Source organism: Thalassospira sp. ABD4_177, from assembly GCF_056160125.1.
The window spans coordinates 605,445-627,755 of the sequence record NZ_JBSWWO010000002.1 but is presented as its reverse complement, the minus strand read 5'-3'; the positions used below and the strand labels follow the sequence as shown (position 1 = coordinate 627,755).

Annotated in this window: 24 protein-coding genes; 14 read left to right on the top strand and 10 right to left on the bottom strand. The window is 54.8% G+C overall.

Translation table 11 applies throughout. The features are described 5' to 3' along the window. Positions 1 to 18: 18 nt before the first annotated feature. Together map and sfsA are read right to left on the bottom strand one after the other, a co-directional pair. The gene (map, locus tag ACXAF0_RS15700; protein WP_475346784.1) at positions 19 to 825 is read right to left on the bottom strand and encodes a type I methionyl aminopeptidase; all 807 of its coding nucleotides are present in this window, start codon (positions 823 to 825) and stop codon (positions 19 to 21) included. Positions 826 to 935: 110 nt separating this feature from the next. After that, a complete protein-coding gene (gene sfsA, locus ACXAF0_RS15695) occupies positions 936 to 1,649 on the bottom strand; it encodes a DNA/RNA nuclease SfsA (RefSeq protein ID WP_475346783.1) in 714 nt (237 codons plus the stop codon). A gap of 126 nt (positions 1,650 to 1,775) precedes the next feature. Between sfsA and ACXAF0_RS15690 the strand changes: the two genes are divergently transcribed. Next, complete coding sequence (locus ACXAF0_RS15690; protein ID WP_475346782.1) at positions 1,776 to 1,994, top strand: DUF6500 family protein; 219 nt, start codon at positions 1,776 to 1,778, stop codon at positions 1,992 to 1,994. 18 nt (positions 1,995 to 2,012) lie between these two features. On the opposite strand, the gene ACXAF0_RS15685 is transcribed toward ACXAF0_RS15690, so the two are convergent. The 3 genes from ACXAF0_RS15685 to ACXAF0_RS15675 all read right to left on the bottom strand — a co-directional run bounded on the left by ACXAF0_RS15685 (position 2,013) and on the right by ACXAF0_RS15675 (position 5,866). Continuing rightward, positions 2,013 to 2,912 (bottom strand): methyltransferase domain-containing protein, encoded by a 900-nt coding sequence (locus ACXAF0_RS15685; protein WP_475346781.1) that lies wholly within the window; start codon positions 2,910 to 2,912, stop codon positions 2,013 to 2,015. Between the two features lie 99 nt (positions 2,913 to 3,011). Next, on the bottom strand, positions 3,012 to 5,222 hold the full coding sequence (locus ACXAF0_RS15680; protein ID WP_475346780.1) for a pyridoxamine 5'-phosphate oxidase family protein: 2,211 nt from the start codon (positions 5,220 to 5,222) through the stop codon (positions 3,012 to 3,014). Between the two features lie 26 nt (positions 5,223 to 5,248). Continuing rightward, positions 5,249 to 5,866 (bottom strand): glutathione S-transferase family protein, encoded by a 618-nt coding sequence (locus ACXAF0_RS15675; protein ID WP_288350533.1) that lies wholly within the window; start codon positions 5,864 to 5,866, stop codon positions 5,249 to 5,251. A 133-nt stretch (positions 5,867 to 5,999) separates the two neighbouring features. Between ACXAF0_RS15675 and ACXAF0_RS15670 the strand changes: the two genes are divergently transcribed. From ACXAF0_RS15670 to grxC, 3 genes are all read left to right on the top strand, one after another. Continuing rightward, positions 6,000 to 6,914 carry a LysR family transcriptional regulator gene (locus ACXAF0_RS15670; protein ID WP_475346779.1) on the top strand — a complete coding sequence of 305 codons (915 nt, stop codon included), beginning with the start codon at positions 6,000 to 6,002 and terminating at the stop codon, positions 6,912 to 6,914. 60 nt (positions 6,915 to 6,974) lie between these two features. Continuing rightward, positions 6,975 to 7,742, top strand: coding sequence for a ComF family protein (locus ACXAF0_RS15665; RefSeq protein WP_475346778.1), 768 nt, complete (start codon positions 6,975 to 6,977; stop codon positions 7,740 to 7,742). Between the two features lie 125 nt (positions 7,743 to 7,867). Then, positions 7,868 to 8,125 carry a glutaredoxin 3 gene (gene grxC, locus ACXAF0_RS15660; protein WP_475346777.1) on the top strand — a complete coding sequence of 86 codons (258 nt, stop codon included), beginning with the start codon at positions 7,868 to 7,870 and terminating at the stop codon, positions 8,123 to 8,125. Positions 8,126 to 8,200: 75 nt separating this feature from the next. Here grxC and ACXAF0_RS15655 read toward each other — a convergent pair whose 3' ends face one another. Next, positions 8,201 to 9,538: an NAD(P)H-dependent oxidoreductase gene (locus ACXAF0_RS15655; protein WP_475346776.1), complete on the bottom strand. Its 1,338-nt coding sequence runs from the start codon at positions 9,536 to 9,538 to the stop codon at positions 8,201 to 8,203. Between the two features lie 136 nt (positions 9,539 to 9,674). Then, complete coding sequence (locus tag ACXAF0_RS15650) at positions 9,675 to 10,334, bottom strand: GntR family transcriptional regulator (protein WP_475346775.1); 660 nt, start codon at positions 10,332 to 10,334, stop codon at positions 9,675 to 9,677. Between the two features lie 237 nt (positions 10,335 to 10,571). Here ACXAF0_RS15650 and ACXAF0_RS15645 point away from each other — a divergent pair, with 237 nt between their 5' ends. After that, complete coding sequence (locus ACXAF0_RS15645; RefSeq protein WP_475346774.1) at positions 10,572 to 11,396, top strand: carbon-nitrogen hydrolase family protein; 825 nt, start codon at positions 10,572 to 10,574, stop codon at positions 11,394 to 11,396. A gap of 19 nt (positions 11,397 to 11,415) precedes the next feature. On the opposite strand, the gene ACXAF0_RS15640 is transcribed toward ACXAF0_RS15645, so the two are convergent. Then, positions 11,416 to 11,799, bottom strand: a complete 384-nt coding sequence (locus ACXAF0_RS15640) for a VOC family protein (RefSeq protein ID WP_475346773.1) — start codon at positions 11,797 to 11,799, stop codon at positions 11,416 to 11,418. A gap of 224 nt (positions 11,800 to 12,023) precedes the next feature. Here ACXAF0_RS15640 and ACXAF0_RS15635 point away from each other — a divergent pair, with 224 nt between their 5' ends. The 6 genes from ACXAF0_RS15635 (at position 12,024) to ACXAF0_RS15610 (ending at position 17,404) form a co-directional block, all read left to right on the top strand. Continuing rightward, positions 12,024 to 12,566: a YHS domain-containing (seleno)protein gene (locus tag ACXAF0_RS15635; protein WP_475346772.1), complete on the top strand. Its 543-nt coding sequence runs from the start codon at positions 12,024 to 12,026 to the stop codon at positions 12,564 to 12,566. A 276-nt stretch (positions 12,567 to 12,842) separates the two neighbouring features. Further along, positions 12,843 to 14,327: an alkaline phosphatase gene (locus tag ACXAF0_RS15630; protein WP_475346771.1), complete on the top strand. Its 1,485-nt coding sequence runs from the start codon at positions 12,843 to 12,845 to the stop codon at positions 14,325 to 14,327. A 115-nt stretch (positions 14,328 to 14,442) separates the two neighbouring features. Further along, positions 14,443 to 14,865 carry a hypothetical protein gene (locus tag ACXAF0_RS15625; protein WP_475346770.1) on the top strand — a complete coding sequence of 141 codons (423 nt, stop codon included), beginning with the start codon at positions 14,443 to 14,445 and terminating at the stop codon, positions 14,863 to 14,865. Then, a complete protein-coding gene (locus ACXAF0_RS15620; protein ID WP_475346769.1) occupies positions 14,865 to 15,545 on the top strand; it encodes an ABC transporter ATP-binding protein in 681 nt (226 codons plus the stop codon). Before ACXAF0_RS15625 ends, ACXAF0_RS15620 begins: the two co-directional genes overlap by 1 nt. Then, complete coding sequence (locus ACXAF0_RS15615) at positions 15,542 to 16,852, top strand: FtsX-like permease family protein (protein ID WP_475346768.1); 1,311 nt, start codon at positions 15,542 to 15,544, stop codon at positions 16,850 to 16,852. The genes ACXAF0_RS15620 and ACXAF0_RS15615 overlap by 4 nt, the downstream gene beginning before the upstream one ends. Before the next feature lie 39 nt (positions 16,853 to 16,891). Further along, positions 16,892 to 17,404 (top strand): copper chaperone PCu(A)C, encoded by a 513-nt coding sequence (locus ACXAF0_RS15610; protein ID WP_475346767.1) that lies wholly within the window; start codon positions 16,892 to 16,894, stop codon positions 17,402 to 17,404. Here the strand turns inward: ACXAF0_RS15610 and ACXAF0_RS15605 are convergent. Next, the gene (locus tag ACXAF0_RS15605; protein ID WP_475346766.1) at positions 17,401 to 17,928 is read right to left on the bottom strand and encodes a class I SAM-dependent methyltransferase; all 528 of its coding nucleotides are present in this window, start codon (positions 17,926 to 17,928) and stop codon (positions 17,401 to 17,403) included. The two genes, ACXAF0_RS15610 and ACXAF0_RS15605, sit on opposite strands and share 4 nt — an antisense overlap. Before the next feature lie 125 nt (positions 17,929 to 18,053). On the opposite strand from ACXAF0_RS15605, the gene ACXAF0_RS15600 reads away from it, so the two are divergent. Beyond that, a complete protein-coding gene (locus ACXAF0_RS15600; protein WP_475346765.1) occupies positions 18,054 to 18,488 on the top strand; it encodes a DUF1178 family protein in 435 nt (144 codons plus the stop codon). Positions 18,489 to 18,504: 16 nt separating this feature from the next. Here the strand turns inward: ACXAF0_RS15600 and ubiG are convergent, their stop codons facing one another. Continuing rightward, the gene (gene ubiG / locus ACXAF0_RS15595; protein WP_475346764.1) at positions 18,505 to 19,263 is read right to left on the bottom strand and encodes a bifunctional 2-polyprenyl-6-hydroxyphenol methylase/3-demethylubiquinol 3-O-methyltransferase UbiG; all 759 of its coding nucleotides are present in this window, start codon (positions 19,261 to 19,263) and stop codon (positions 18,505 to 18,507) included. Between the two features lie 381 nt (positions 19,264 to 19,644). Between ubiG and ACXAF0_RS15590 the strand changes: the two genes are divergently transcribed. Together ACXAF0_RS15590 and ACXAF0_RS15585 are read left to right on the top strand one after the other, a co-directional pair. Next, entirely contained in the window at positions 19,645 to 20,865 is a 1,221-nt protein-coding gene (locus tag ACXAF0_RS15590) for an aspartate kinase (RefSeq protein WP_475346763.1), read from the top strand. Positions 20,866 to 21,281: 416 nt separating this feature from the next. Further along, complete coding sequence (locus ACXAF0_RS15585) at positions 21,282 to 22,310, top strand: NAD(P)H-dependent flavin oxidoreductase (protein ID WP_475346762.1); 1,029 nt, start codon at positions 21,282 to 21,284, stop codon at positions 22,308 to 22,310. Position 22,311: the final 1 nt, after the last annotated feature.

Below are 22,311 nucleotides of genomic sequence, written 5' to 3'. Positions count from 1 at the left end.
CCCCTTGTTGCGTGCCCGTTACTCGGCAGCCTTGCCAAGATCGTAGGGCGGCTTTTCCAGACCGGCGGGGGATCGGGTAAACACTTCAAACCCGTCTTCCGTCACGCCGAGCGAATGTTCAAACTGTGCAGACAGTTTGCGGTCTCGCGTCACGGCTGTCCAGCCATCGGGCAAAATTTTACACGCATAGGTTCCCTGGTTGATCATCGGCTCAATCGTAAAGATCATGCCCGGTTCCAGAACGATACCTTCGCCCGGCTTGCCGTAATGCAAGACATTCGGCGCATCATGGAACACTTGACCCAACCCGTGACCACAGAAATCACGCACCACCGAAAAACGTTCGCTTTCGGCATAGGACTGAATGGCATGGCCGATATCGCCAAGGGTCGCCCCCGGCTTGACGGCATTGATCCCGCGCCAAAGCGACTCATAAGTCACATCGACAAGACGCTGCGCCATGACTTTTGGCGTACCTGCGATATACATGCGCGACGTATCACCATACCAGCCATCAAGAATGACCGTGACATCGATATTCATGATGTCGCCATTGGCGAGTTTCTTGTCGCCGGGAATGCCGTGGCAGACCACATGGTTGATTGACGTGCAGGTGGATTTTGGAAAACCGCGATAACCAAGGCAGGCCGAAATCGCATTGTGATCGCGGATATATTCATCACACAGGCGATCAAGCTCACCGGTGGTGACGCCCGGAACCACATGCGGGGTAATCATATCAAGCACTTCTGCTGCCAGCTTGCCAGCGGCGCGCATGCCTTCAAATGCTTCGGGGCCGTGAATTTTGACTGTTCCGTTCGCCACCCGAAAATCTCCTTAAACTCGGCTAGGTATATAACTGTTTTATAGCCCAATGACATAAAGCCAGACGCCATGATTGGCAAGGATTGGCTGATATGCGCGGGGTTTGATGCTTATAGCCCGGTGATCGCTAATGCGTCGCGCACCGTCACGGCACTGGTATCAATCGCGCAGTCATAGGCAATGGCCTCAACCCCGTTGTCACGTGCTGCCTTGAACCGTTCGCCGTAATGCGGGTCGATGTCGGTGGCCAAGGTAAAGCGATCACAATCGGTGCGCTGGATCAGATAAAACATCACCGCCCGATGGCCTTCGGCGACCATATCGGCCATTTCATCAAGATGCTTTGCCCCGCGTGCGGTGACAGCATCGGGGAATTCGGCAAGGCCCGGGACATCTTCATCACGTTTGAGATGGACGTTTTTGACCTCGACATAGCAAAGGCCGCGCTCGGGATCGGACAGAAGGATATCGATCCGTGAATTCTTGCCGTATTTGACTTCACGCTTGAGGTTTTCATAGCCCCCAAGTTCCGGGACTTTACCGGCAAGGATGGCTTCTTCGACAATCGCGTTAGGGTGCGCGGTATTGATACCGATCCAGGCTTCCCCGATCTGGCAAAGCTCCCAACTGTATTTCAGTTTGCGTTTCGGGTTGTCTGATTGCGACAGCCAGACATCAATGCCGGGCTCCTTAAGCCCGATCATGCCGCCCGGATTGGCGCAGTGGGCCGTGATCACTTCACCATTATCAAGTTCAACATCGGCCAAAAACCGTTTGTAACGCTTGATCAGATTGCCGTGGATCAGCGGGCTTGGGAGATGCATCTGGGGTCCTTCACAAATCTGTCCTGACAGAAACTGTCATGTGAATAGTCGGGAACGACTGCCAATCTCGCGGCAAACAGGTCATACATCAACCCCTTGAAGCCATAACCCTTTTACGGAGCCGTCATGCGTCAAAGCCTGCGCGATAAAATCATTGCCGTTTGCGGTCGGAAAATCGCGCAAAAGGGACCGGAAGTCGGCCTGTCATTCTATGCGTTCTTTGCCAATCGCAATGATGATCCTGATACCTTGATGGAAGTCGCGACATGGTGGATCAAAATCCACGAACTTGATCACTTTGAAAAGGCGACCAAGATCCGTGAGATGGTTATATCTGGAAAATGATACCGGCTTGATCCGGCACTACTGCTTTTTCGCGTCATCGCCCAGAAAATCAACCAAGCTGACCTGACCTGATCCGCGACGCAGTGGTTGGGGCTGGCTTTCATCCGGGGCCCAGGCGGTCAGATAGATCACCTGAAACTTGGCATGGATGCGGCCATCAGAACGGGCATGACGTTCGTGATAGATGGCGGCGGCGCGGGCAAGGGTGCTGCGTTTGGTGAATTTCTTCGATCGCTTGGCAATCAGGTTGCTTTCACCCATCCCTGAAAGATCGCGCATCAGTTTCAGCGCATCGGGATAGTCGATATAGATATCATCAGCATCAACCACCGGCAGGGCAAAACCACTGCGTTGCAGGAGCGATCCGGCATCCTTCACGTCGACAAAGGGCGATACGCGCGGTGACACACCGCCTTCTTCCTCGGCCTCCGCTGTCATCAGGGCGTCGCGCAGATCCTTAAGCGTTTCGCCGCCGAGCAGGCAGGCAAGGAATAAGCCATCGGGTTTCAGCGCACGGCGCGCCTGAAGCAACATGCCGGGCAGATCATTGACCCAATGGAGTGACAGGTTTGAGATGATCAGATCAAGCGACCCTTCGGCAAAGGGCAGGAATTCCTCGTCGGCGACAAGGGTGCCCTTGGCGTTATTGGCCCGTGCAGCTGTAGCATAACCGCTTGAAATATCGCTCTGATAAATGGTTTCAATGCCGCCGCGTTGGCCAATGATCTGGCCAAGCTCCCCGCTATGGCAGCCAAGATCGACGGCGAGCGGGAATTTGCGGGTGGTGTCATCAAGGCGATCGGCAAGGCGTTCGGCCGTTTCGGCAAACAGGAAGTTATAGTCCTGCGCCTTGGTTGCCGCGCGGTCGCGGCGCAGTTTCAGGATGTCTCGATCAAAGACAGTGATCGGATCGGCCATGGGGCGGGAAGCTCCGGCTAAAATCATTGTAATAGGTTCTGACACTAGATAGAACTTTGATCCCGCTGCTGCAATCGAAGAACCGCAAATCTGATCAGCCTATGTGGAGAGAACCAAAGGTGTGTGTCTCCCATCTTCCGGCTCTGCCGGTACGGCACAACAGATTAAAGCTTCGTCCACGCCAACATTTGCGCTTGGCCGGTTTTTATAGGTTACGCTACCTTGGGTGACTTTGGTTCGGCATGTGCCGCAGCTTCCGCCGCGACAGCTTGCTTCAGGTGCAAGGCCCGCATCCTCGGCGAGTTCAAGCAAAGTCTTGTTTGCATCCGGTTGCCAAACTGCGGAGGTTCTTGATTGCGTGAACTCGACCGATACTGGCTTCGTACTGGCAACCGGCAGATCGGGCAGGCCATCGTCGCGATAGGGTGTGCGTGTCAGTGAGGCCGGGCCAAATGCCTCTGCGTGAATGCGGTTGTCGGCGATGTTTAAACCACGAAGGCCGTCATAAATGCCTTGCATAAAAGGCGGCGGACCACACAGGTAAAAATCGAAATCGTCAAACGGTAATACCGACCGCAACAAGTTCATGTCGATAAAGCCGGATGCGTCGTAATCCTTGCGCGGTGTCGCGCCATTGGTGTCGTGAAGAACACGGATGAGGCGAATGTTTCCTTGTGCCGCGTTAACGAGTTCTGTGATTTCATCATCAAAAGCACGGTCAGAAATGTTGCGGGCAGCATAAAACAGCCAGATTGCGCGAAAATGACGTGTGCGCAACCCCTCATAAACAGCGTGACGTATCATGGATATCATGGGTGTGATACCAATGCCGCCAGCCATTAAAACCACTGGTCGTTCTATCGCTATTTTTAGGAAAAAGTCGCCGGAAGGAGCGCCTGTCTCGATTGTATCGCCAATATTCAGTTTGTCATGCAGATGGCTTGATACTGCACCTTCGCGTTTCACGCTTATACGATATTTCTCATCAGATGGAGAGCTTGAAAGCGTATAGGTTCGCAACAATGGTTTGTCATGACCCTGCGGGTTGACCCGGATTGGCAGATGCTGGCCGGGCTGAAAGGACAGAGTGCCGTCCTGATCTGCAGGTTCCAGATGAAAGGACCGGATCAGATGGTTTTCCTGCGAGATTTGCGCAATTCGAAAACAACGCCAGGCATTTCCAGCTTTACCGGCGGATAGCCTCTTTTCGGCACTTTCCCAATCACCGGTCAGAAGGCTGTTGGGGGATATGCTGTTTTCTGTTGTATGCCAACGAATCGGCAACGCAGATTCCCGCCAGACCATTTTGCGTGGGAAAACCCGCCATAAGCGTTCTGCCCCCAAAAAGGCATCAATTTCCGGGCCTTCGGTGATGACTTCTGCATCACCGGTTAGTTGTAGCAGATCACCATTGGCAAAATCGGCAAAGACCAACCCGGCCTTTGGGTTGGATAGAATGTTGCCCAATGTGTTGAAAAACAGGTTGCCTGCAAAATCGGGAATGGTCAGTGTTCCCTGGGAATCAAGCCGGACAAAGCCCGGTTTTCCGCCACGATGGGATACGTCGATTTCGCGGGTTTTGCCATCACGGTCCACAAAGGTCGCGACGAAAAAAGTATCGGCCTTTGCGATCATATCGCGTGCCCGCGTCGTTAATTCCGTCGATGTTTCAGGATGCAACGATGGAACCGTAAAGGGATCGCCAACAAATTTAAAATTTCGCCGCCGGATATATTGCGGGCAATTGCCAAAACTGTGCCCGACGCGAATTGCAAACTGGTCATCTGATTGACGTATAATTTTGCCATTCAACCGGTTGCGCCGTCGTGTGTGTAACTCGATCCCGATCAAACCAATGGCCTGACCATCTTCCATGCCGCTATTTGCCGGGTCGCTTGAGTCGCGGGGAAGTTTGACAATCAGGTGATTTGGGTCCTCTGAAATCAGAAAGCCGGGATGATTGGCGCGCAATGTTGCCCAGACATCATCATTTTCATCCACCGTGCCAAATACGGCAAAGGGAAGTTGTGGATAAAACTGACGATGTTGTTCGATCAGGTGATTACGGAATACGCGTTTTCCGACATCCACCATTTCTTCTCGCACACCGGCCAGTTCCTGCATACGGATTTCGCCCTGGTGCCAGGGGCCTTCCTCGTTATCTTCTGACGCAAATGTGGATGATGTTATGACGGGCGTGTTCATTTTGGGCCTGCTTAGCATAAAAATTCTGATGGGCCGGTCTGTGTGGTTTGCAAAGGTCGCGAAAAGGGTGAAATGACGTAAATGACCGGCCCAATCCATCATCATGGTCTGTCACAATTCGTGATGGTGTGTCATGAAGCGACGCGAAGTCCGGCGTTCGTCTGTTCAAACGGAACAAAACCCGGTAATGCCTCGATGCGAGTCAACCAGCGGCGTACATTCGCATACGCGGAAAGGTCGACATTGCCTTCTGGCGCGTTAGCGATATAGCTGTAAAGCGCGATATCGGCGACAGTCGGGTGTGCAAGTGCGATCCAGTCATTCGCCGACAGTCGATCCTCGATCAATTTTAGGATGCCATGTGCACGCTCGATCACTTCGTCTGCATCAAATGGAACATCGAATACCGTTAGAAGACGTGCAGCGCAGGGGCCATAAGCGATCTGACCCGCTGCGACCGAAAGCCACTGCTGAACTTTTGCCGCATCTTCGGGGGTTTCAGGAAGCCATTCGGTGGCCCCGACTTTTTTTGCAGCATAAACCATGATCGCGATGGAATCAGAGATGACAAAATCCCCGTCTTCAAGAACAGGAACCTGACCGAATGGGTTCAGTTTAAGAAATTCAGGGGATCTATTTGCGCCATTGGCAAAATCGACATTGATGATCTCGTGATCAATGCCAAGAAGGCTCAGGAACAAATGAGCGCGATGGGCGTGTCCGGAAAGTGAAAAATAATGCAGTTTCATTAAGACGTCCTCCGTTTGGGGCGTTCAAATGGGATGAACGCGACGATGTAGTATGATTGTTTCTTTTTGGGGATAGAATTATCTTTGTTTGGAATTTACTATTCCACTAAATGGAATGGTTAAGGGCTGTGTGATGGATCGTTTTCAGGCGATGAATGTCTTTGTGCATGTGGTCGAAGCACGCAGCTTTGCCGCTGCAGCCCGGGAGTTGCGACAAAGTCCACCAGCTGTCACAAGGGCCGTTGCCTTTCTTGAGGACATGATAGGCGCGCGGCTTTTAATCCGTACAACTCGGTCTGTGACACTGACGGAAACCGGTGCGCGCTATTACACTGACTGCAAGCGGCTGCTTGCCGATCTGCAGGAAGCCGAAGCTGCAGCAGGTGGGGCTTATGCCAAGCCAAGCGGAATGCTGACCATCACCGCACCGGTTCAGTTCGGGCAGATGCATGTCGCACCAGTTGTTGGTCAGTATCTGGATCAATATCCTGACATACGCGCACGTCTTCTGCTTTTTGATCGTTTCGTCAATATCGCAGAAGAAGGCATCGACCTTGCCGTGCGAATTGGCCACCTTTCTGACTCATCGCTCACCGCGATCAAGGTCGGGCAGGTGCAACCGCTTGTTTGTGCGTCACCGGTTTATCTGGTGGATCAGGGCTGGCCGAAAACGCCCGCTGATCTATCTGATCACAAAATCATATCGACAACCGGTTCCTCTGCACGGCTTGACTGGCAATTCAAGCCGACACGTGCAGGAGGCAAGATGGTGCAGTTTTCGCCAAATGCCCGCTGGGAAACCAATTCGATTGAGGCCGCACGTAATGCGGCCATTGATGGTTGGGGGATTACCCGCATTCTATCCTATCAGGCAGCCCCCCATATTGCGTCGGGTCAGCTTTGCTCTGTGCTTGATGATTATGCCCCCGACCCGGTGCCGATCCATCTGGTGCATTCCGAAGGCCGCAATGCCCCGGCAAAGGTGCGGGCGTTTATCGATCTGGCGGTTGATACCTTGCGGGGCAATCCGTTATTTGAATTCGGGTAATTCAATCCTTGCGTGTGTTATGGTGTGCCTTCCTTGAGGTGATCGTGGGTCGTATTGCAGATGATCGAATGGGTGCGCACTGTTGCAAGTATTGGCATCAACGCCATTCTGCCGCCGCGTTGCGGGGGGTGTGGCGATGTGACCGATACGACCCATGCGGTCTGTGCTGATTGCTGGGCGGGGTTAAGATTTATCTCGGCCCCGCAATGTGCCTGCTGCGGTTATCCGTTCGAGCTTGATGATAGCGCTAACACACTCGGTAATTCCGATGAAGTCGGCCAGATGTTGTGTGGCAATTGCCTGCAAAAGAAACCGGCCTTTGATCAGGCCCGGGCAGCCCTGGTTTATGATGATCACAGCCGGGATTATCTTTTGCGGTTCAAGCATGCCGACCGTGGCGATCTGACGCCGCTTTTGGCGCGCTGGCTCTTTCAGGCGGGCACGGGCATTTGGGATCAGGCTGATCTGATCGTGCCGGTGCCGCTACATCGCAAACGGTTGCTCAAACGGCGCTATAATCAGTCGGGGCTTTTGGCAGCAAAGCTGTCGCGTATGACCGGTGTGCCATGGGATGGGCTGGTATTACGGCGGGCGCGCAATACCCGAAGTCTTGGCGGTCTGGGGCCATCGTCACGCAAGCGCGAAGTTGGCGGGGCCTTTGACGTGGATGAACTGCGTGCCATCAAATGCAACCTTGCCGGGGCGCGGGTTGTGTTGATCGATGATGTGCTGACCACCGGGGCAACCGCCAATGCCTGTGTCCGGGCGCTGAAGCGATCAGGCGCCATGCACGTATCTGTGATCACAGTTGCACGTGTCGTGCGATGACGTGCTGCAAGATTTCTGTTATATACCGCTCATCTGAATGAAATCCCTAACCGTATCAGACGCGGCGAACCCGATGTTTCGGGGCATCAGCGATGATCGGTTGCCCAAGAAAGGATGTATGCCACATGGCAAAAGTTGAAGTGTATGCCACCGAATGGTGCCCGTATTGCAAGCGTGCGCGCAAGCTGCTGGAAGAAAAGGGTGCTAAATACCAGCTGATCGACGTGATGATGGAACCGCGTCGTAAAAAGGAAATGATGGATCGCGCCAATGGCAAGCACACCGTGCCGCAGATCTTCATCAATGACGAACATATTGGCGGCTGTGACGAGCTGATGGCGCTCGAAGCGGCGGACAAGCTTGAAGGCAAGCTTTCTGCCTGATCGCATAACGGCGATTGTCATACAAAACCCCGGCCAATCTGGCCGGGGTTTTTCTTTGGTCTGATGATTGGGGGATCAGCTGAAAGTGGCTTCCATTTCCTTGCGGAATGCAATTGCCGGGTCCTTGATATCAAACTCGACATCATCCCAGGTGAGAGTCTGATCCATCGCCACCGGACGCTTGATCTTGAGGTGATGGGCGAGCCCAATCGGCAGGGCATTGTTCGCCTTGGAGGTCTGGGCCGGTGTCAGTTTGCCATAGACCGTATAGCCACCTTCACCATCGAGCATTTCACCGGCTTTGAGATCACGCTTGGCGGTCGCGACCGCATCGCCCGACCATGCGCGCGATGTGCCGGTGGCTTCTCCTCGCAGGGCGGCGGATGCGACTGAAATGCCAAGCTCCAAACCGATCAGGTGATAGGGCTTGTACATGGTGGAATATTGACCGCTTGGATCGGTCAGCAGGCCATATTCGTTAAAGCAACGTGCGACATAGTCGCTGGGGGCCTCAAACGTCACGTAAACGCCCCAGCGCAGATCGCGAAAGACCGGGCGGGTATCGCGTTCAAGGCTTGAAACCACCTCGACCGTGCCTTTGCGGTCAAGGATCCCGCCACTTTCTCGCGGACATAAAAGACGCGGCAAGTCATCCACTCCGCAAGCCGGGAATTGCAGCCCGCAATCCTGTGGGACCAGATCGCAGGCATTCGACACGGCCGCCATTTCAATGGCGGATTTGGTGCCATCAAGGAAGCTATTGAAAATCTGCGGGTTCATACCGCCTGCCTGGGCCTGTTCGGGTGTCAGGCCATAGTGATGCCAGACATCATCGGGCGTGACATGATGGTAAATCGGAAGGTATTTCGTGCCCTTGCCAGCACAGGTCACAGGCAAACCGATTGCACGTGCCCAATCAACCATTTCCGAAATCAAAGCCGGTTGATCGCCATAAGCCATGGAATAGACAAGACCGGCGGCCTCGGCCCGTTTGGCAAGCAGGGGACCGGCAAGAACATCGGCCTCGACATTGACCATGACGATGTGGCGACCATGTTCGATAGCCTTAAGGGCAAAGCGAATGCCGGCTGCGGGGCTTCCGGTGGCATCAATGATGACTTCAAGCCCGTCAGCGGCAATCAGGGCATCGGCATCCTCGGTAATCCAGGTGGTGCCATCGCGATAGGCCGATGCGCTGTCCTTGGCGGCAAACTGATCATCAGACCAGCCCACACGGCGCAAGGCCGTCTTGGCGCGGTCAATACTCAGATCGGCAATGCCCAGAACGTGATAGCCTGGATGATGCCCGGCCTGACTTAAAAACATCGAGCCGAATTTGCCGGCACCGATGATGCCAACCCGCACGGGGTTGCCATCATCTGCGCGCTGGCGCAGCTTTGTATCAAGGTTCATTGGAATTCCTCCCGGACAGGAATTTTATCGTTCTTTTATGGTTCCGCCTTTTGTGCGCACGTTGGAGCGTTCGCAGTTGGTATCGTTATAGCAGATTTGGTGGTGCGAGGGGGCTGTTGGTGGCAGCGAGGGGAGGTCAGCTTGGCTTTTCCATGCAGGAAATCAGACGATCACGTGCATTGCGCCCATGATCACGCGCCAGTTTCTCGGCAAGAGGACCATCGCCGACACAGATTGCATCGGCGATGGCCTGATGTTCGGTCCAGATCGGATCACGGGGGTAACCGATCTGGAGATAGGCATGCATCACGCGTCTGATCTGAAGCCAGACTGCGGCGGATGCTTCGGGCAATAGGGGATTGCCCGACAAACGGTAGATCGTTTGATGAAATGCGACGTCGGCTGCAACAAGTTCTGCGGTGTCGCCGCTGCCCAGAGCGTGGTGTCCCTGTTGGATGGCAGCCCGCAAAGCCGATTCCCGATCCGATGCCATGGATTCTGCTGCAAGACGGGCCGCAAGCCCGTCAAACGCTTCTCGCAGGTCATAAACGTGACGCACCAGATCGCCGTCCACAGGTGCAACGCGATATCCGCGCCGACCCATCGGTTCGACCAGTCCGTCACGACGCAGCAACCCCAGAGCTTGCAACACGGGTTGCCGCGAGACATTGAGTTCCTCGGCAAGGGCTCCCTGACGCAACGGCGTTCCGGGAGGGAGAGCACCAGAACACAAGGCATCAACCAGGCGGTCATGCACTTCGTCAGTCAGACTTTTTCGGCCGGAAAGAGGTTCCATCTTCGATCCTCGTTAGGTGTACGGAATACTGTATACACTAATTTCAGGTTTGGAAAGAGTTGAATCAGGACGGGAAACGCACGCATCGTGATCTTTGGGTTTTGATGGGGGCAGGGGAATGCAACCAAGGTCGTGCATCCCTTGATAAATCGCGACCGGCTATCCCAATTGTCTATTGCCGGGGCGGGATGTCGTGCCCATCATGACAATGGATAACGATAAAAAGGAGACTGCGTCATGACCCGTTTCATTGCGGCCTGCGTTCAGGTCAATTCACGCGATGTGATGTCTGATAACCTTGCGCGAGCGGCAACCTATGCCCGCGATGCACGTGCAGCCGGGGCCAGACTGATCGCCTTTCCCGAAAACGTGTCGATGATGTCGTTTGGCGGATCAAATGTCCGTGCCGCAGCCTTTCCCGAGGATGAGCATCCCGGTCTGGTTTTCTTCTGCGATCTGGCAGAGGAGCTGAAAGCCACTCTGATTGTCGGATCGTTGCATGTCAAAGTGCCGGGTGAGGACCGGGTGGCGAACCGCTGTTTCGTGATTGGTCCGGATGGCAAGGTCATCACATCCTATGACAAGATCCATATGTTTGATGTCGATCTTGCCAATGGGGAAAGCTACCGCGAAAGCAAGACCTTCCGACCCGGCGATAGCGCCCGCCTGGCCGAGACCGAATTTGGCAAGATCGGGATTTCGATTTGCTATGACGTGCGTTTCCCGCATCTGTTTCGCGATTACGCCAAGGCCGGTGCGCAGATACTCAGCATCCCGGCGGCCTTTACCCGCACAACCGGGCAGGCGCATTGGCACACGCTTTTGAAGGCGCGCGCGATTGAAAATGGTTGCTTTGTGATTGCCGCCGCCCAGTGCGGCGATCATCCCGGCGATCGCCAGACGTTTGGCCATTCGCTCATCATTGATCCGTGGGGGCAGGTTTTGGCCGATGGTGGCACCGATCCGGGTTTTGTTACCGCCGAGATTGATCTCGCGCGTGTTGAGGAAATCCGCCGGATGGTGCCATCGCTTGGCAATGATCGGGAATACAAGCCCTGTTGATGAGGATGGATCGAAGTGGTCAGGCGTAACTGACCACTTCGAATTCGATGTCATTTTCATCACGGAAATAGAACCGGCGGCCGGGCTCGTAATCGGCATGGTTAAAGGTCTCGATGCCGTCCGCCTTGATGCGTTCTTCGGTCGCGTCCAAATCCTCAACGACAATGCCGAGATGGTTCAGCCCGCCAATCGTGGCATAGGAATTTTCCTGCCCGTTTTTGGGCGTGCCAAGGGCATAAATCGCGACATAGCTGTCATCATTGCCAACATGATAGGTCAGCCCGTCATGAATGGCCGGGCCCTGCCAGCGGATATGCCAGCCAAACCATTTGCACAGGTTGGCGGCGGTTTTGACCGGATCGGCGACGGTGAAATTCACATGTTCGAGAAATGCAGCACTCATGGCGTTTCCTTGTTCTTGTGGAATTGTCTCTAGTTTCCCTTCGTCGTAATTCCTCAACAATGGTTAAGGTCAAGGGCCAATTCCCTTTGCTTCATATAGGAAGCATGATGGTGTTTGTCGCATCCTCACGCGTGCTCACGAAACAGTGTCGCAACGTCATTTCGCTTTTTGAGCTTGTCCGGGCACAGTTGGGGCATCAGGGATTTTCAACCGGAGAACCAAGGATGATGTTCAAGCAGTTTTTAATCGGATCAGCGGTTTTGTTCGGCCTTTCGGGTGCTGCGATTGCTGGCGAGCAATATGTTGATGAAACCGGCTATGCCATCAGCGGATATGATGCGGTCGCCTATTTCAGTCTGGCGCAAAAGGATGTCGGCATGACCCAACCCCACGCCGTTCCGGGCCGCGCAGATATCACAGCAGACTATAACGGTGCGACCTGGGCGTTCGCGTCCGAGGAAAATCGCGACATGTTTCTGGCCGACCCGGCCAAATATGCCCCGGCTTATGACGGGCACTGCGCATACGGCATCGCCAAGGGCGGCAAGGTACCTGCCAATCCGAACCTGTGGCGAATTGTCGATGGGCAGCTTTATCTGAACATCACGCCAGCCGTGGTCGTTTTCTGGAATGAAGATATCGACGGATTTATCGATACGGCCGAAGGCAACTGGACGGGACTCGAAGCCAAGTCGGCATCGGATAAAAGCTGGATGGCGATTAACGATAATGACGGCACCTATGACATGGCAGCCCCGATCAAATAAGACATTCTGCGCCCCAACCAAGCACCCCGGTCAGGTTAACCTGCCGGGGTGTTTGCATGTCAGGGGGGCTTGCTTTGACGATCAGGTTTTCCCAGCGTCACAGCCACTTATGTTCATTTGAACATCAACTGTCATCAAACCGTCTTTGGACTTTTCCACCTGCGCGAGAAAACTATTCCCCGCTGTCATTACCTGCTTTCCGTAGGGGGGAATGCAGTTGGGCTGCAGGGGCAAATGGGCTTGTCGCTGCATATGCATTGAAATGGAGAAGTTCTCATGAAGCCGTCAATTCTCGCGCTGGCTGCAACCATGGTTGCAACGGCTGCGACTGCGCAGGAAATTCCGCAGGCAAATAACGAGTGGTTCACCGCTGCTCAGGATCGTATCCAGCAGGAAATCGCCAAACAGCCGATTACTAACCGCGCCAAAAACGTGATCATCCTGATCGCCGATGGTAACGGTGTTGGCACCAACTATGCGACCCGCCTTTTCGCAGGCCAGCAGGCAGGTGGTTATGGTGACGAGTTCGTTGGACCGCACGAAACATTCCCGTATCTGGCACTGGTGAAAACATACAACACCAACGCGCAGACCCCGGACAGTGCCGGTACCGGTACCGCCATGATGTCTGGTGTTAAAACCAAGGCGGGTGTTCTTGGTGTGAATGCCAATGTTGTCCGTGGCGATTGCTCGACCGTTGCCGGTAACGAGCTGGCCTCGATTTCAGATATCCTGGCTGCCAAGGGCAAGTCGGTTGGTATCATTTCGACTGCACGTATCACCCACGCCACCCCGGCATCGGCATACTCCAACTCGGCCGACCGTAACTGGGAAGGCAGCGTTCCGGAAGGCTGCACCCAGCAGACCGACATCGCCCAGCAGCTGGTTGCCAAAATGAAAGACGGCACCGTTGATCTGGCAATGGGTGGCGGTCGTCGTTTCTTCGTTTCTGAAGAAGCACAGACCGACGAGGGTGGCAAAGGTCGCCGCAAAGATGGTAAGGACCTGATTGCCGAGCTGAAAGACGCCGGTGTTCAGTATGCCTGGAACGATGAAACCGCAGGCAAGCTGGAACTGTCGGGCAAGCCGATCATTGGTCTGTTTGAAGACAGCCACATGAAATACGAAGCCGACCGTGCGGATGAGCCGTCGCTGGCACAGATGACCGAAATGGCCATCAAGTCGCTGTCAAACAATCAGAACGGTTTCTTCCTGCAGATCGAAGCGGGCCGTGTCGACCACGCAAACCATGCCGGTAACCTTGCACGTACCGTTCGTGACGGCGTTGCCTTCCAGGAAGCCATCGCGATTGCCGATGAACTGACCAACGATGAAGACACCCTGATCGTTGTCACCGCCGACCACGAACATGCGATTGCCTTTAACGGCTATTGCGGCCGTGGTTCCGATATCCTTGGCCTTTGCATGGATATCAGCAACGACAAAACCGAAAACACCGGCGAGCCGCTTCTGGCCGATGATGGCAAGCCTTACACCGTTGCAGGTTACCTGAACGGTGCCGGTTCGGTTCTGACCAAACAGGCAGATGGCAACTATTACGGTGGTCGTCCGGAAGTAACCCAGGAACAGGCTGTTGATCTGGAATACCTCCAGCAGGCGCTGATCCCGAAATCGTCTGAAACCCATTCGGGTGAAGACGTTGCTGTTTATGCAAAAGGCCCGTGGGCGCATCTTCTGGAAGGGACGATCGAACAGAACGTTATCTTCCATGTGATGCACCATGCCGCGACCGCCAACTAAGTTGGCACCTGTCGCAAGGGTTTAAGGAAAGGGCCATTCTTGGCCCTTTCCGCCATTTACCCGGATTGAAGTAAGACCGGTCTGCCGTGGCCGGAGATACCAACAGGACATGATCATGCAAAGACGTCAGTTCATCGCCCTTGGGGCTGCTTTTATGGCAACACCGACCCTGCTTCGGGCCGAGGATGCACTTCGGATGCGTGATTTTTACGAAAAAGACCAAAGCTTCACCCCGCTTGCCGAAGAACTGCAAGGCGAACGCATCACGGTAAACGGCTTTATGGCCCCGCCGCTTAAGGCTGACAGTACCTTTTTCGTCCTGACCAAACGTCCGATGGCTGTTTGCCCGTTCTGCGAGACCGAGGCGGAATGGCCCGATGACATCATGGCGGTTTATACCCAGCGCGTCTTTCGCGTCGTACCGTTTAACCGGCGCATTTCGGTTTCCGGGGTTTTGTCGCTTGGCGGATACAAGGATCCGGAGACCGGGTTTGTCAGCCGGGTGCGCCTTGAAAAATCAACCTTCGAGCTGGTTTGATGGCTGGCTTACCGCTTCGGATCGAAGGGCTGACCGTATCGGGTGAGGGCGGTCGCACCCTTCTTGAAATTCCAACATTGTCGATTGAACCCGGAACCGCGGTGGCTGTTCGCGGGCCGTCAGGTGCGGGCAAGTCGACATTCCTGTATGCCATATCGGGCATCCTGCCGATTACGACGGGTCAGGTTGTTTGGGGGGATCAGGTTCTTTCGGACATGAACGACCCTGCACGCGCAGCCTTTCGCCGTGATCAGGTGGGGTTTGTTTTTCAGGACCACTTGTTGTTCGAAGAACTAAGCGCCTTTGGCAATGCCAGTATCGCTGCCCTTTATGCGCCCAAACAGCGTCGGGCAGACATTCGCAATACCGGAACAGCACAGCTTGAAAAGCTTGGGCTGTCTGCCGGTGAACATCGCATTTCGGGGACCTATTCCGGTGGGGAGCGCCAACGGATAGCGGTTGCCCGTGCCCTTGCGGCAGACCCGGCGATTGTTCTGGCCGATGAGCCGACCGCAAGCCTGGATCGGGAGCATGCGGATCGGCTGGCCGATGATCTGATGCGTCTTGCGCGCGATCATGGCCATACCCTGATCGCGGTGACACATGACCCGGCGATGCATGCGCAAGCCGATCGGGTGATTGATATCGTGGATGGCAGAATACAGGACAGCGCAGCATGATGGCATTCTGGTACGACCTGCCGGTCGCTGTGCAGGACGGATTGATTGGCTTGGTACTGTTGTTGCCGGCAATTGCTTTGGGCGCGGTTGTTCTGCGGGGCTTTGAAATCCGACCGCTTTTGATTGCGCTTGTGCGTCAGCAGGTTTGGCTAAGCATCGTTTTTGTCGCCTTGATTGCGGTATCAGTCGGGATCGGCGTCGGTCTGATCGCACAAGAACGCGGGCTTCGTCAGGGCACGGCACGCGCAGCCGACAAGTTTGATTTGATCGTTGCCGCACCGGGCAGTGAAATCACCGCCATGCTGGCCGCGGTCTATTTGCAGGCATCCGACATGCCGCTGATTGACGGGGAAACCTATCACGCAATTGAAAGCCATCCCCGTGCCCAGCTGGTGGCGCCGATCGCCTTTGGTGATAGCTGGAAAGACGCGCCTGTTGTCGGTACCACGCCGCAATTTGTTAAGCACCTGAGCGAAAACCTGTCTGTCGGCCGGATGTTTGCCAACGAGGATGAGGCGATTGTGGGGGCGCGCGTGTCTTTGTCGGTTGGTGATCAGTTTTCGCCGGCCCACGGGGTCGGGGACGCGGCCGAAGATGATGCACATCGCGGCGCCAATTACACCATCACCGGCAAGATGCCGTTGACCGGAACACCTTGGGATCGGGCCATTCTGGTGCCGGTTGAAGCCGTTTGGGGTGTGCATGGTCTTGCGGTTGGCCATGATCCGCAATGGGATGGCGTTGTTGGCCCGCCGTTTGATCCGGCTTATTTCCCGGGAACGCCAGCCGTTCTGGTGCGCGCCGATTCACTGGGATCGACCTATGGATTGCAGGCCACCTTTAACAACGACGAAACGATGGCCTTTTTCCCGGGCGCCATTTTGGCCCGGCTACATGCATTGATGGGCGATGTGCGTCAGTTGATGTCGGTTCTCGCCGTCATCACGCAGGTTCTTGTCACAGCCAGTGTTCTGGCCGGTTTGATGATGCTGACCCGATTGCTGTCACGTCGTCTTGCCCTGCTGCGTGCCCTTGGGGCGCCGGGCAGGTTCGTCTTTGCGCTGACCTGGAGTTACGCGGTTTTCCTGATTGTGATTGGTGCGGCATCGGGGCTTGGCCTTGGCGTGTTGGCAAGTTGGGGGATTTCCCAGGCGATCACAGCGCGCACCGATATTCTGGTGCAGGCGACACTTGATTGGCCAGAAATTCATATCGTCGCCGGGTTTATCAGTCTGACCTCGGTTCTGGCCCTTCTGCCAGCCCTTTTGACCATGAAACGTTCCGTGATTGCGGGCCTGCGCGGGTGATGTTGCGGCACGCTTTAATTTGATAATGGAGAAATCGAAATGAAAACGGCCCTGCTGATTGCTGCTGCGATGTTGGTAACGACGCCTGCATTTGCCGATGATCACAAACATGATGACCATGAGCATGAACATGAGCACGAAGAGCATCATGTTTCTGAAAGCAGCTCACTTCGTTTTATCCATGCCTGGAGCCGTGAAACATCTGGTCATGATGCGCTTGTCTTTATGGAAATCAAGAACACCAGTGACAAGGACGTGGTGATCACGGGGGCCGAAGCCGATATCGCCAATGATGTTTCAGTGGTCGGTTTTCAGATGCAGTCTGGTGATGGCGTCTATGTCCCGATTGGGGACCTGATCGTGCCCGCCGGTGCCGAGATGGATTTGGCCCCGGAAGCACTGGCCTTCAAACTTACTGGCCTAAAGCAATCGCTGGAGCATGGTGGGCATTTCGATATGCATGTCCTAAGCGACGGTGAGGAAATCGAAATCGAGGTTGAGATTGAAGAAGCAGACGCCCATCAGCACAGTCATGCTGGCCATCAACATTAAGCTTCCGGTTTGCGGACAACGATAGACTGTCGACACGCCTTTGGATCGCCAGTGGCGGGGGCATGCACCACGCCTTCCTGACTGGCGATCACCTTCCAATCGCCAAATTGCGCCTTCAACTCGCCGGGGCGCAGCAGAAAGTCCGGCGATCTTGGGCGCCCATAAACCTCGTTCCCGACCATGAAGGTTTCATAGATCAGGGTGCCGTCTGGGCGGACGGCATCACGCAGGCGGGCAAATAACGGCCGGTGCAGGTAATTGGCGACAACGATCAGATCAAACTGCTGGTCGCCCAAGGGCCAGTGACCCGTTTCAAGGTCAGCTTTCAACCAGTTGATTTCCGGGTTGGCGTTGGTATCTGTTTGGGAAAGGTTGCGATCAGGTGCGGTGACCTGCCATCCCTGATCCGCCAACCAGAAACTGTGCCGTCCCTTGCCGCATGCCAGATCAAGCGCCTGATTGCGTGATGGGGTTGAGGCGGGGCAATGCTGTGTGATCCAGTTTGATGGCAATTGGGATGACATTTTTGTAAATCTTGTTTATTCAGTGTGACGCCCGTGGACTGGCGATTTGTGCCAAGGCGGGCCATATCATGTCTATATGATATGCTTATCGTTTTGCGGCAGGTTCGGCTTATACAAGTACCATCATGATTCTATTCCAGCTTAAATGCGAACATGATCACGAATTTGAAGGTTGGTTCAAGGACGGCGCGACCTATGAGGCGCAGGCCGAAAGCGGTGATTTGTCCTGCCCGGTATGTGGCACATCGAATGTTGGCAAGGCCTTGATGGCGCCGCGTCTGCGCACGTCACGCCAAAAAGAAGTCGCAGCCGAAAAGCAGCAACAAAAAGCCATTGCCGAAGCCACCCAGGCCGCGATAGCCGAAATCCGCAAACAGGTCGAAAGCAATTACGAAAATGTCGGCAACAAGTTCGCCGAAGAAGCCCGCAAAATCCATTACGGTGAAACCGAAAAACGTGGCATCTATGGTCAGGCCTCGATCGAGGAAACCACCGAACTGGTCGATGAAGGCATCGATGTCATGGCGCTGCCCTGGGATGACGAGACCAAAAAGAACTGATCAGGCGTTTTCCTGCTCAGTCGGGCTTTTGGGCGATCACCATATAATTCACATCAAGATCACGCGGGGCTTGCGACCAGGTATCGTTGATCGGGTTGTATGCCACACCCGTGATATCGCAAAGATCAAGACCCGCACCACGCAGATATCCCGACATTTCCGACGGCTTCACAAACTTGCGCCAGTCGTGGGTCCCGGCCGGCAGCCAGCGCAGAATGTATTCCGCACCGATCTTGGCCAGTGCCAGTGACTTGATTGTGCGGTTCAGTGTGGCGACAAACATCAGACCACCCGGCTTAAGAACCGATGCGCAGGCCTGCATGAAGAATTGCGGATCATCGACATGCTCAATCACTTCCATGTTCAGGACGATGTCGAACTGTTTGCCTTCATCGGCCAGCATTTCCGGCGTGCAGCAGCGATAGTCGATTTCAAGACCGGATTGCGCAACATGAATTTTGGCGACTTCGATATTGCTTTCCGATGCATCGATCGAGGTCATTCGGGCGCCCATGCGGGCAAGCGGTTCTGACAGAAGGCCCGCACCACAGCCGATATCGATGATTTCGATGCCTTTGAGCGGTTCGATGGTTTCCGGGTCGCGGCCCAGATGGGCGCAGATATTGTCACGCAGGATTTGCAGGCGCACCGGATTGAACTTGTGCAGCGGCTTCATCACGCCGTTCGGATCCCACCACTTTTCGGACATCGCAGAAAAACGTGCGATTTCATCGGCATTGGCAGTGCGGCTGGTTTGTGCGGATGCGTCCGACATGGTGTGGCTCCGAAGGCGTAAAACACTTTAGCTGTATGATGCTCTGTTTACGCGCGCGCGCCCGGCAAGGCAATACCGAGCTGTCAAATCGCACCCCGGAAAGATCGTTCCGCGCTCAGGGATATTGGGTAGTTTTCGCAGGATATGCGATGCGATTTGCTGTGTTTGGGTGATTTGGGACATTTTCGGGCCAAAAAAATCGCGTTTGCGCAATTTATCGGCATCCTTGACGCTTGTTTCATGTGAATTATGGCAGTATTGATAACGCCGCTTGGATCAGGGAAAGCGCTGCGAGTGCGGCATGCTATCCTGGACTAAGACCGGATCACATGCCGTCACGTTCGGACAGCCGATGGACGGCGAGCATAGCGGGGATACTTCATGGCCCGTATTGTCATGAAATTTGGCGGCACGTCGGTCGCCGATGTTGATAAAATCAAGAATGTCGCGCGCCGGGTGAAATCCGAAGTCGATGCCGGCAATCAGGTTGCTGTTGTTGTCTCGGCCATGTCGGGCAAGACCAACGAACTGGTTGGCTGGGCGCAGGAAGTTTCGCCGATGTATGATGCACGTGAATATGACGTGATCGTATCGTCGGGCGAGCAGGTGACTGTCGGACTTCTGGCGATGGCGCTGCAAAGCATGGATGTGCCTGCGCGCTCCTGGCTTGGCTGGCAGATCCCGATCAAGACCGATGGCGCCCACGCCAAGGCCCGCATTCAGGAAATCGATACCACCGAGCTTGATAAGCGCATGGATGGCGGCGAAGTCGTTTGTGTCGCCGGTTTCCAGGGGATCGCACCTGATAACCGGATTACTACGCTTGGTCGTGGTGGATCGGATACGTCGGCGGTGGCGCTTGCAGCGGCCCTCGATGCGGATCGTTGTGACATCTATACCGATGTCGATGGTGTTTACACCACCGATCCGCGCATCGTGCCCAAGGCGCGCAAGATCGAAAAAATTACCTACGAAGAAATGCTGGAACTGGCTTCGCTTGGAGCAAAGGTTCTGCAAACCCGTTCTGTCGAGATGGCGATGAACCATCGCGTTCGGGTGCAGGTCCGCTCCACCTTTAGCGAAGCAGAAGGAACACTTGTTGTAGACGAGGACGAAATCGTGGAACAGGAAGTCGTCAGCGGAATTGCCTATAGCCGTGATGAAGCCAAGATCACCTTGGTTAAAGTCGCAGACAAACCGGGTATTGCCGCTTCAATCTTCAGCCCGTTGGCTGATGCGAATATCAATGTCGACATGATCGTGCAGAACGTCTCTGAAGACGGCAAAAGCACGGACATGACCTTTACCGTTCCGCGTGGTGAATTCCAGCGTGCGCTTCAGGTGATCGAAAAGAACAAAGAGCAGATCGCCTATCAGGAGCTGCTCAGCACGTCTGATGTCACCAAGGTGTCGATCATCGGTGTGGGCATGCGTTCCCACGTGGGCGTTGCCCGCAAGATGTTTGAAACCCTTGCGGAGAAAGGTATCAATATTCAGGTCATCTCGACCTCGGAAATCAAGGTCAGCGTGCTGATCGCCGAGGAATATACCGAACTTGCCGTCCGTGCCCTGCACACGGCATACGGTCTGGATGCTGAATAAGGTCAACAGGTTGGCTAATCCTATACGATTAAGTCACTGTTAAATTACCTGTAATACTACATAGTAGAGCATGTTACCTTAAATGTGCTTCACTTTGTTTTTTTTTGGCGTATCGTCTGGCAAGGCACAGTACGCAGAGCGATGCGGCGCATCGTTCAAGTGGTGTAACGTAGCCGGACGTCGCCAAAATCAAACCCTTCGGGCCGGGACATTCTTCCGCCCCGCAGCGTCAAGGTTTTCGAGCGTAGTCCCGCTACGCTCTTCATACCTTTCCTTGCAGGACGGAAGAATGCCTCCGGCAAAGTGGAACAGATTTAAGGTAACATGCTCTGGCTGGAACGATGTGTTTCGGCCTTTGTAATGAAATGGCAGGGAACCACCGGTTCCCTGCGTTTCTGCTTTGGGGTACAGAGAATATGAGCGATCCGAAAATTGACGCCGCACGGGCGCGCCTGGAAAAATTGTGGGCGTCCGGCAAGGAATTCCTTGGTGCCGATTACGCCATCATGGCCGGCGCAATGTCCTGGGTTTCAGAGCGTCACCTTGTTGCAGCCGTGTCCAATGCGGGTGGTTTTGGTGTGATTGCCTGCGGGTCGATGCCCCCGGATCTGCTGTCGGCGGAAATCGCTGCCACCAAGGAAATGACCAGCAAGCCGTTTGGCGTCAACCTGATCACCATGCACCCGCAGCTTGATGAGCTGATCGAGGTGTGCCGTGAGCAGGGTGTTGGCCATGTGGTGCTTGCCGGTGGTTTGCCGTCTTCGACCTCGATCAAGAAGGCCAAGGAATTTGCCAAGGTGATCTGCTTTGCCCCGGCACTGGTTCTGGCCAAGAAACTGGTTCGGTCGGGTGCGGATGCACTGGTGATCGAAGGCAGCGAAGCCGGTGGTCATATCGGCCCGGTGTCGCTGACGGTCCTGGCGCAGGAAATCCTGCCGAATGTTTCCGATATCCCTGTCTTCTGTGCCGGTGGTATTGGCCGCGGCGAAGCGATTACCGGTTTGCTTGAACAGGGTGCATCTGGCGTTCAGATAGGCACGCGCCTTGTATGTGCCGAGGAATGCATTGCCCATCCCGATTTCAAAAAGGCCTTTATACGTGCAAGTGCCCGCGATGCGGTCACCACTGTTCAGCTTGATGATCGCTTCCCGGTGATCCCGGTGCGGGCATTGGCCAACAAGGGCACGGATGAATTTCGCGATACCCAGCGTGCCGTGATCGAAAAGTTCCGCGCAGGCGAACTTGATCAGGGTGCAGCACAGCTTGAAATTGAACATTTCTGGGCGGGTGCATTGCGCCGTGCCGTGATCGATGGCGACGTCGAAAGTGGATCGGTTATGGCCGGGCAGTCGGTTGGTATGGTAAAGAAAGAACAACCGGTTTCCGAAATCCTCGAAGAGTTGGTCGAACAGGCCGTTCAATCCCTGGTTAAGAGAGACAGCTAAG

Coding starts and splice junctions, on each gene's coding strand:
- sfsA (WP_475346783.1), bottom strand. CDS start 1,649: ATGCATCTCCCAAGCCCGCTGATCCACGGCAATCTGATCAAGCGTTAC.
- ACXAF0_RS15690 (WP_475346782.1), top strand. CDS start 1,776: ATGCGTCAAAGCCTGCGCGATAAAATCATTGCCGTTTGCGGTCGGAAA.
- ACXAF0_RS15685 (WP_475346781.1), bottom strand. CDS start 2,912: ATGGCCGATCCGATCACTGTCTTTGATCGAGACATCCTGAAACTGCGC.
- ACXAF0_RS15680 (WP_475346780.1), bottom strand. CDS start 5,222: ATGATGATGGATTGGGCCGGTCATTTACGTCATTTCACCCTTTTCGCG.
- ACXAF0_RS15675 (WP_288350533.1), bottom strand. CDS start 5,866: ATGAAACTGCATTATTTTTCACTTTCCGGACACGCCCATCGCGCTCAT.
- ACXAF0_RS15670 (WP_475346779.1), top strand. CDS start 6,000: ATGGATCGTTTTCAGGCGATGAATGTCTTTGTGCATGTGGTCGAAGCA.
- ACXAF0_RS15665 (WP_475346778.1), top strand. CDS start 6,975: ATGATCGAATGGGTGCGCACTGTTGCAAGTATTGGCATCAACGCCATT.
- grxC (WP_475346777.1), top strand. CDS start 7,868: ATGGCAAAAGTTGAAGTGTATGCCACCGAATGGTGCCCGTATTGCAAG.
- ACXAF0_RS15655 (WP_475346776.1), bottom strand. CDS start 9,538: ATGAACCTTGATACAAAGCTGCGCCAGCGCGCAGATGATGGCAACCCC.
- ACXAF0_RS15650 (WP_475346775.1), bottom strand. CDS start 10,334: ATGGAACCTCTTTCCGGCCGAAAAAGTCTGACTGACGAAGTGCATGAC.
- ACXAF0_RS15645 (WP_475346774.1), top strand. CDS start 10,572: ATGACCCGTTTCATTGCGGCCTGCGTTCAGGTCAATTCACGCGATGTG.
- ACXAF0_RS15640 (WP_475346773.1), bottom strand. CDS start 11,799: ATGAGTGCTGCATTTCTCGAACATGTGAATTTCACCGTCGCCGATCCG.
- ACXAF0_RS15635 (WP_475346772.1), top strand. CDS start 12,024: ATGATGTTCAAGCAGTTTTTAATCGGATCAGCGGTTTTGTTCGGCCTT.
- ACXAF0_RS15630 (WP_475346771.1), top strand. CDS start 12,843: ATGAAGCCGTCAATTCTCGCGCTGGCTGCAACCATGGTTGCAACGGCT.
- ACXAF0_RS15625 (WP_475346770.1), top strand. CDS start 14,443: ATGCAAAGACGTCAGTTCATCGCCCTTGGGGCTGCTTTTATGGCAACA.
- ACXAF0_RS15620 (WP_475346769.1), top strand. CDS start 14,865: ATGGCTGGCTTACCGCTTCGGATCGAAGGGCTGACCGTATCGGGTGAG.
- ACXAF0_RS15615 (WP_475346768.1), top strand. CDS start 15,542: ATGATGGCATTCTGGTACGACCTGCCGGTCGCTGTGCAGGACGGATTG.
- ACXAF0_RS15610 (WP_475346767.1), top strand. CDS start 16,892: ATGAAAACGGCCCTGCTGATTGCTGCTGCGATGTTGGTAACGACGCCT.
- ACXAF0_RS15605 (WP_475346766.1), bottom strand. CDS start 17,928: ATGTCATCCCAATTGCCATCAAACTGGATCACACAGCATTGCCCCGCC.
- ACXAF0_RS15600 (WP_475346765.1), top strand. CDS start 18,054: ATGATTCTATTCCAGCTTAAATGCGAACATGATCACGAATTTGAAGGT.
- ubiG (WP_475346764.1), bottom strand. CDS start 19,263: ATGTCGGACGCATCCGCACAAACCAGCCGCACTGCCAATGCCGATGAA.
- ACXAF0_RS15590 (WP_475346763.1), top strand. CDS start 19,645: ATGGCCCGTATTGTCATGAAATTTGGCGGCACGTCGGTCGCCGATGTT.
- ACXAF0_RS15585 (WP_475346762.1), top strand. CDS start 21,282: ATGAGCGATCCGAAAATTGACGCCGCACGGGCGCGCCTGGAAAAATTG.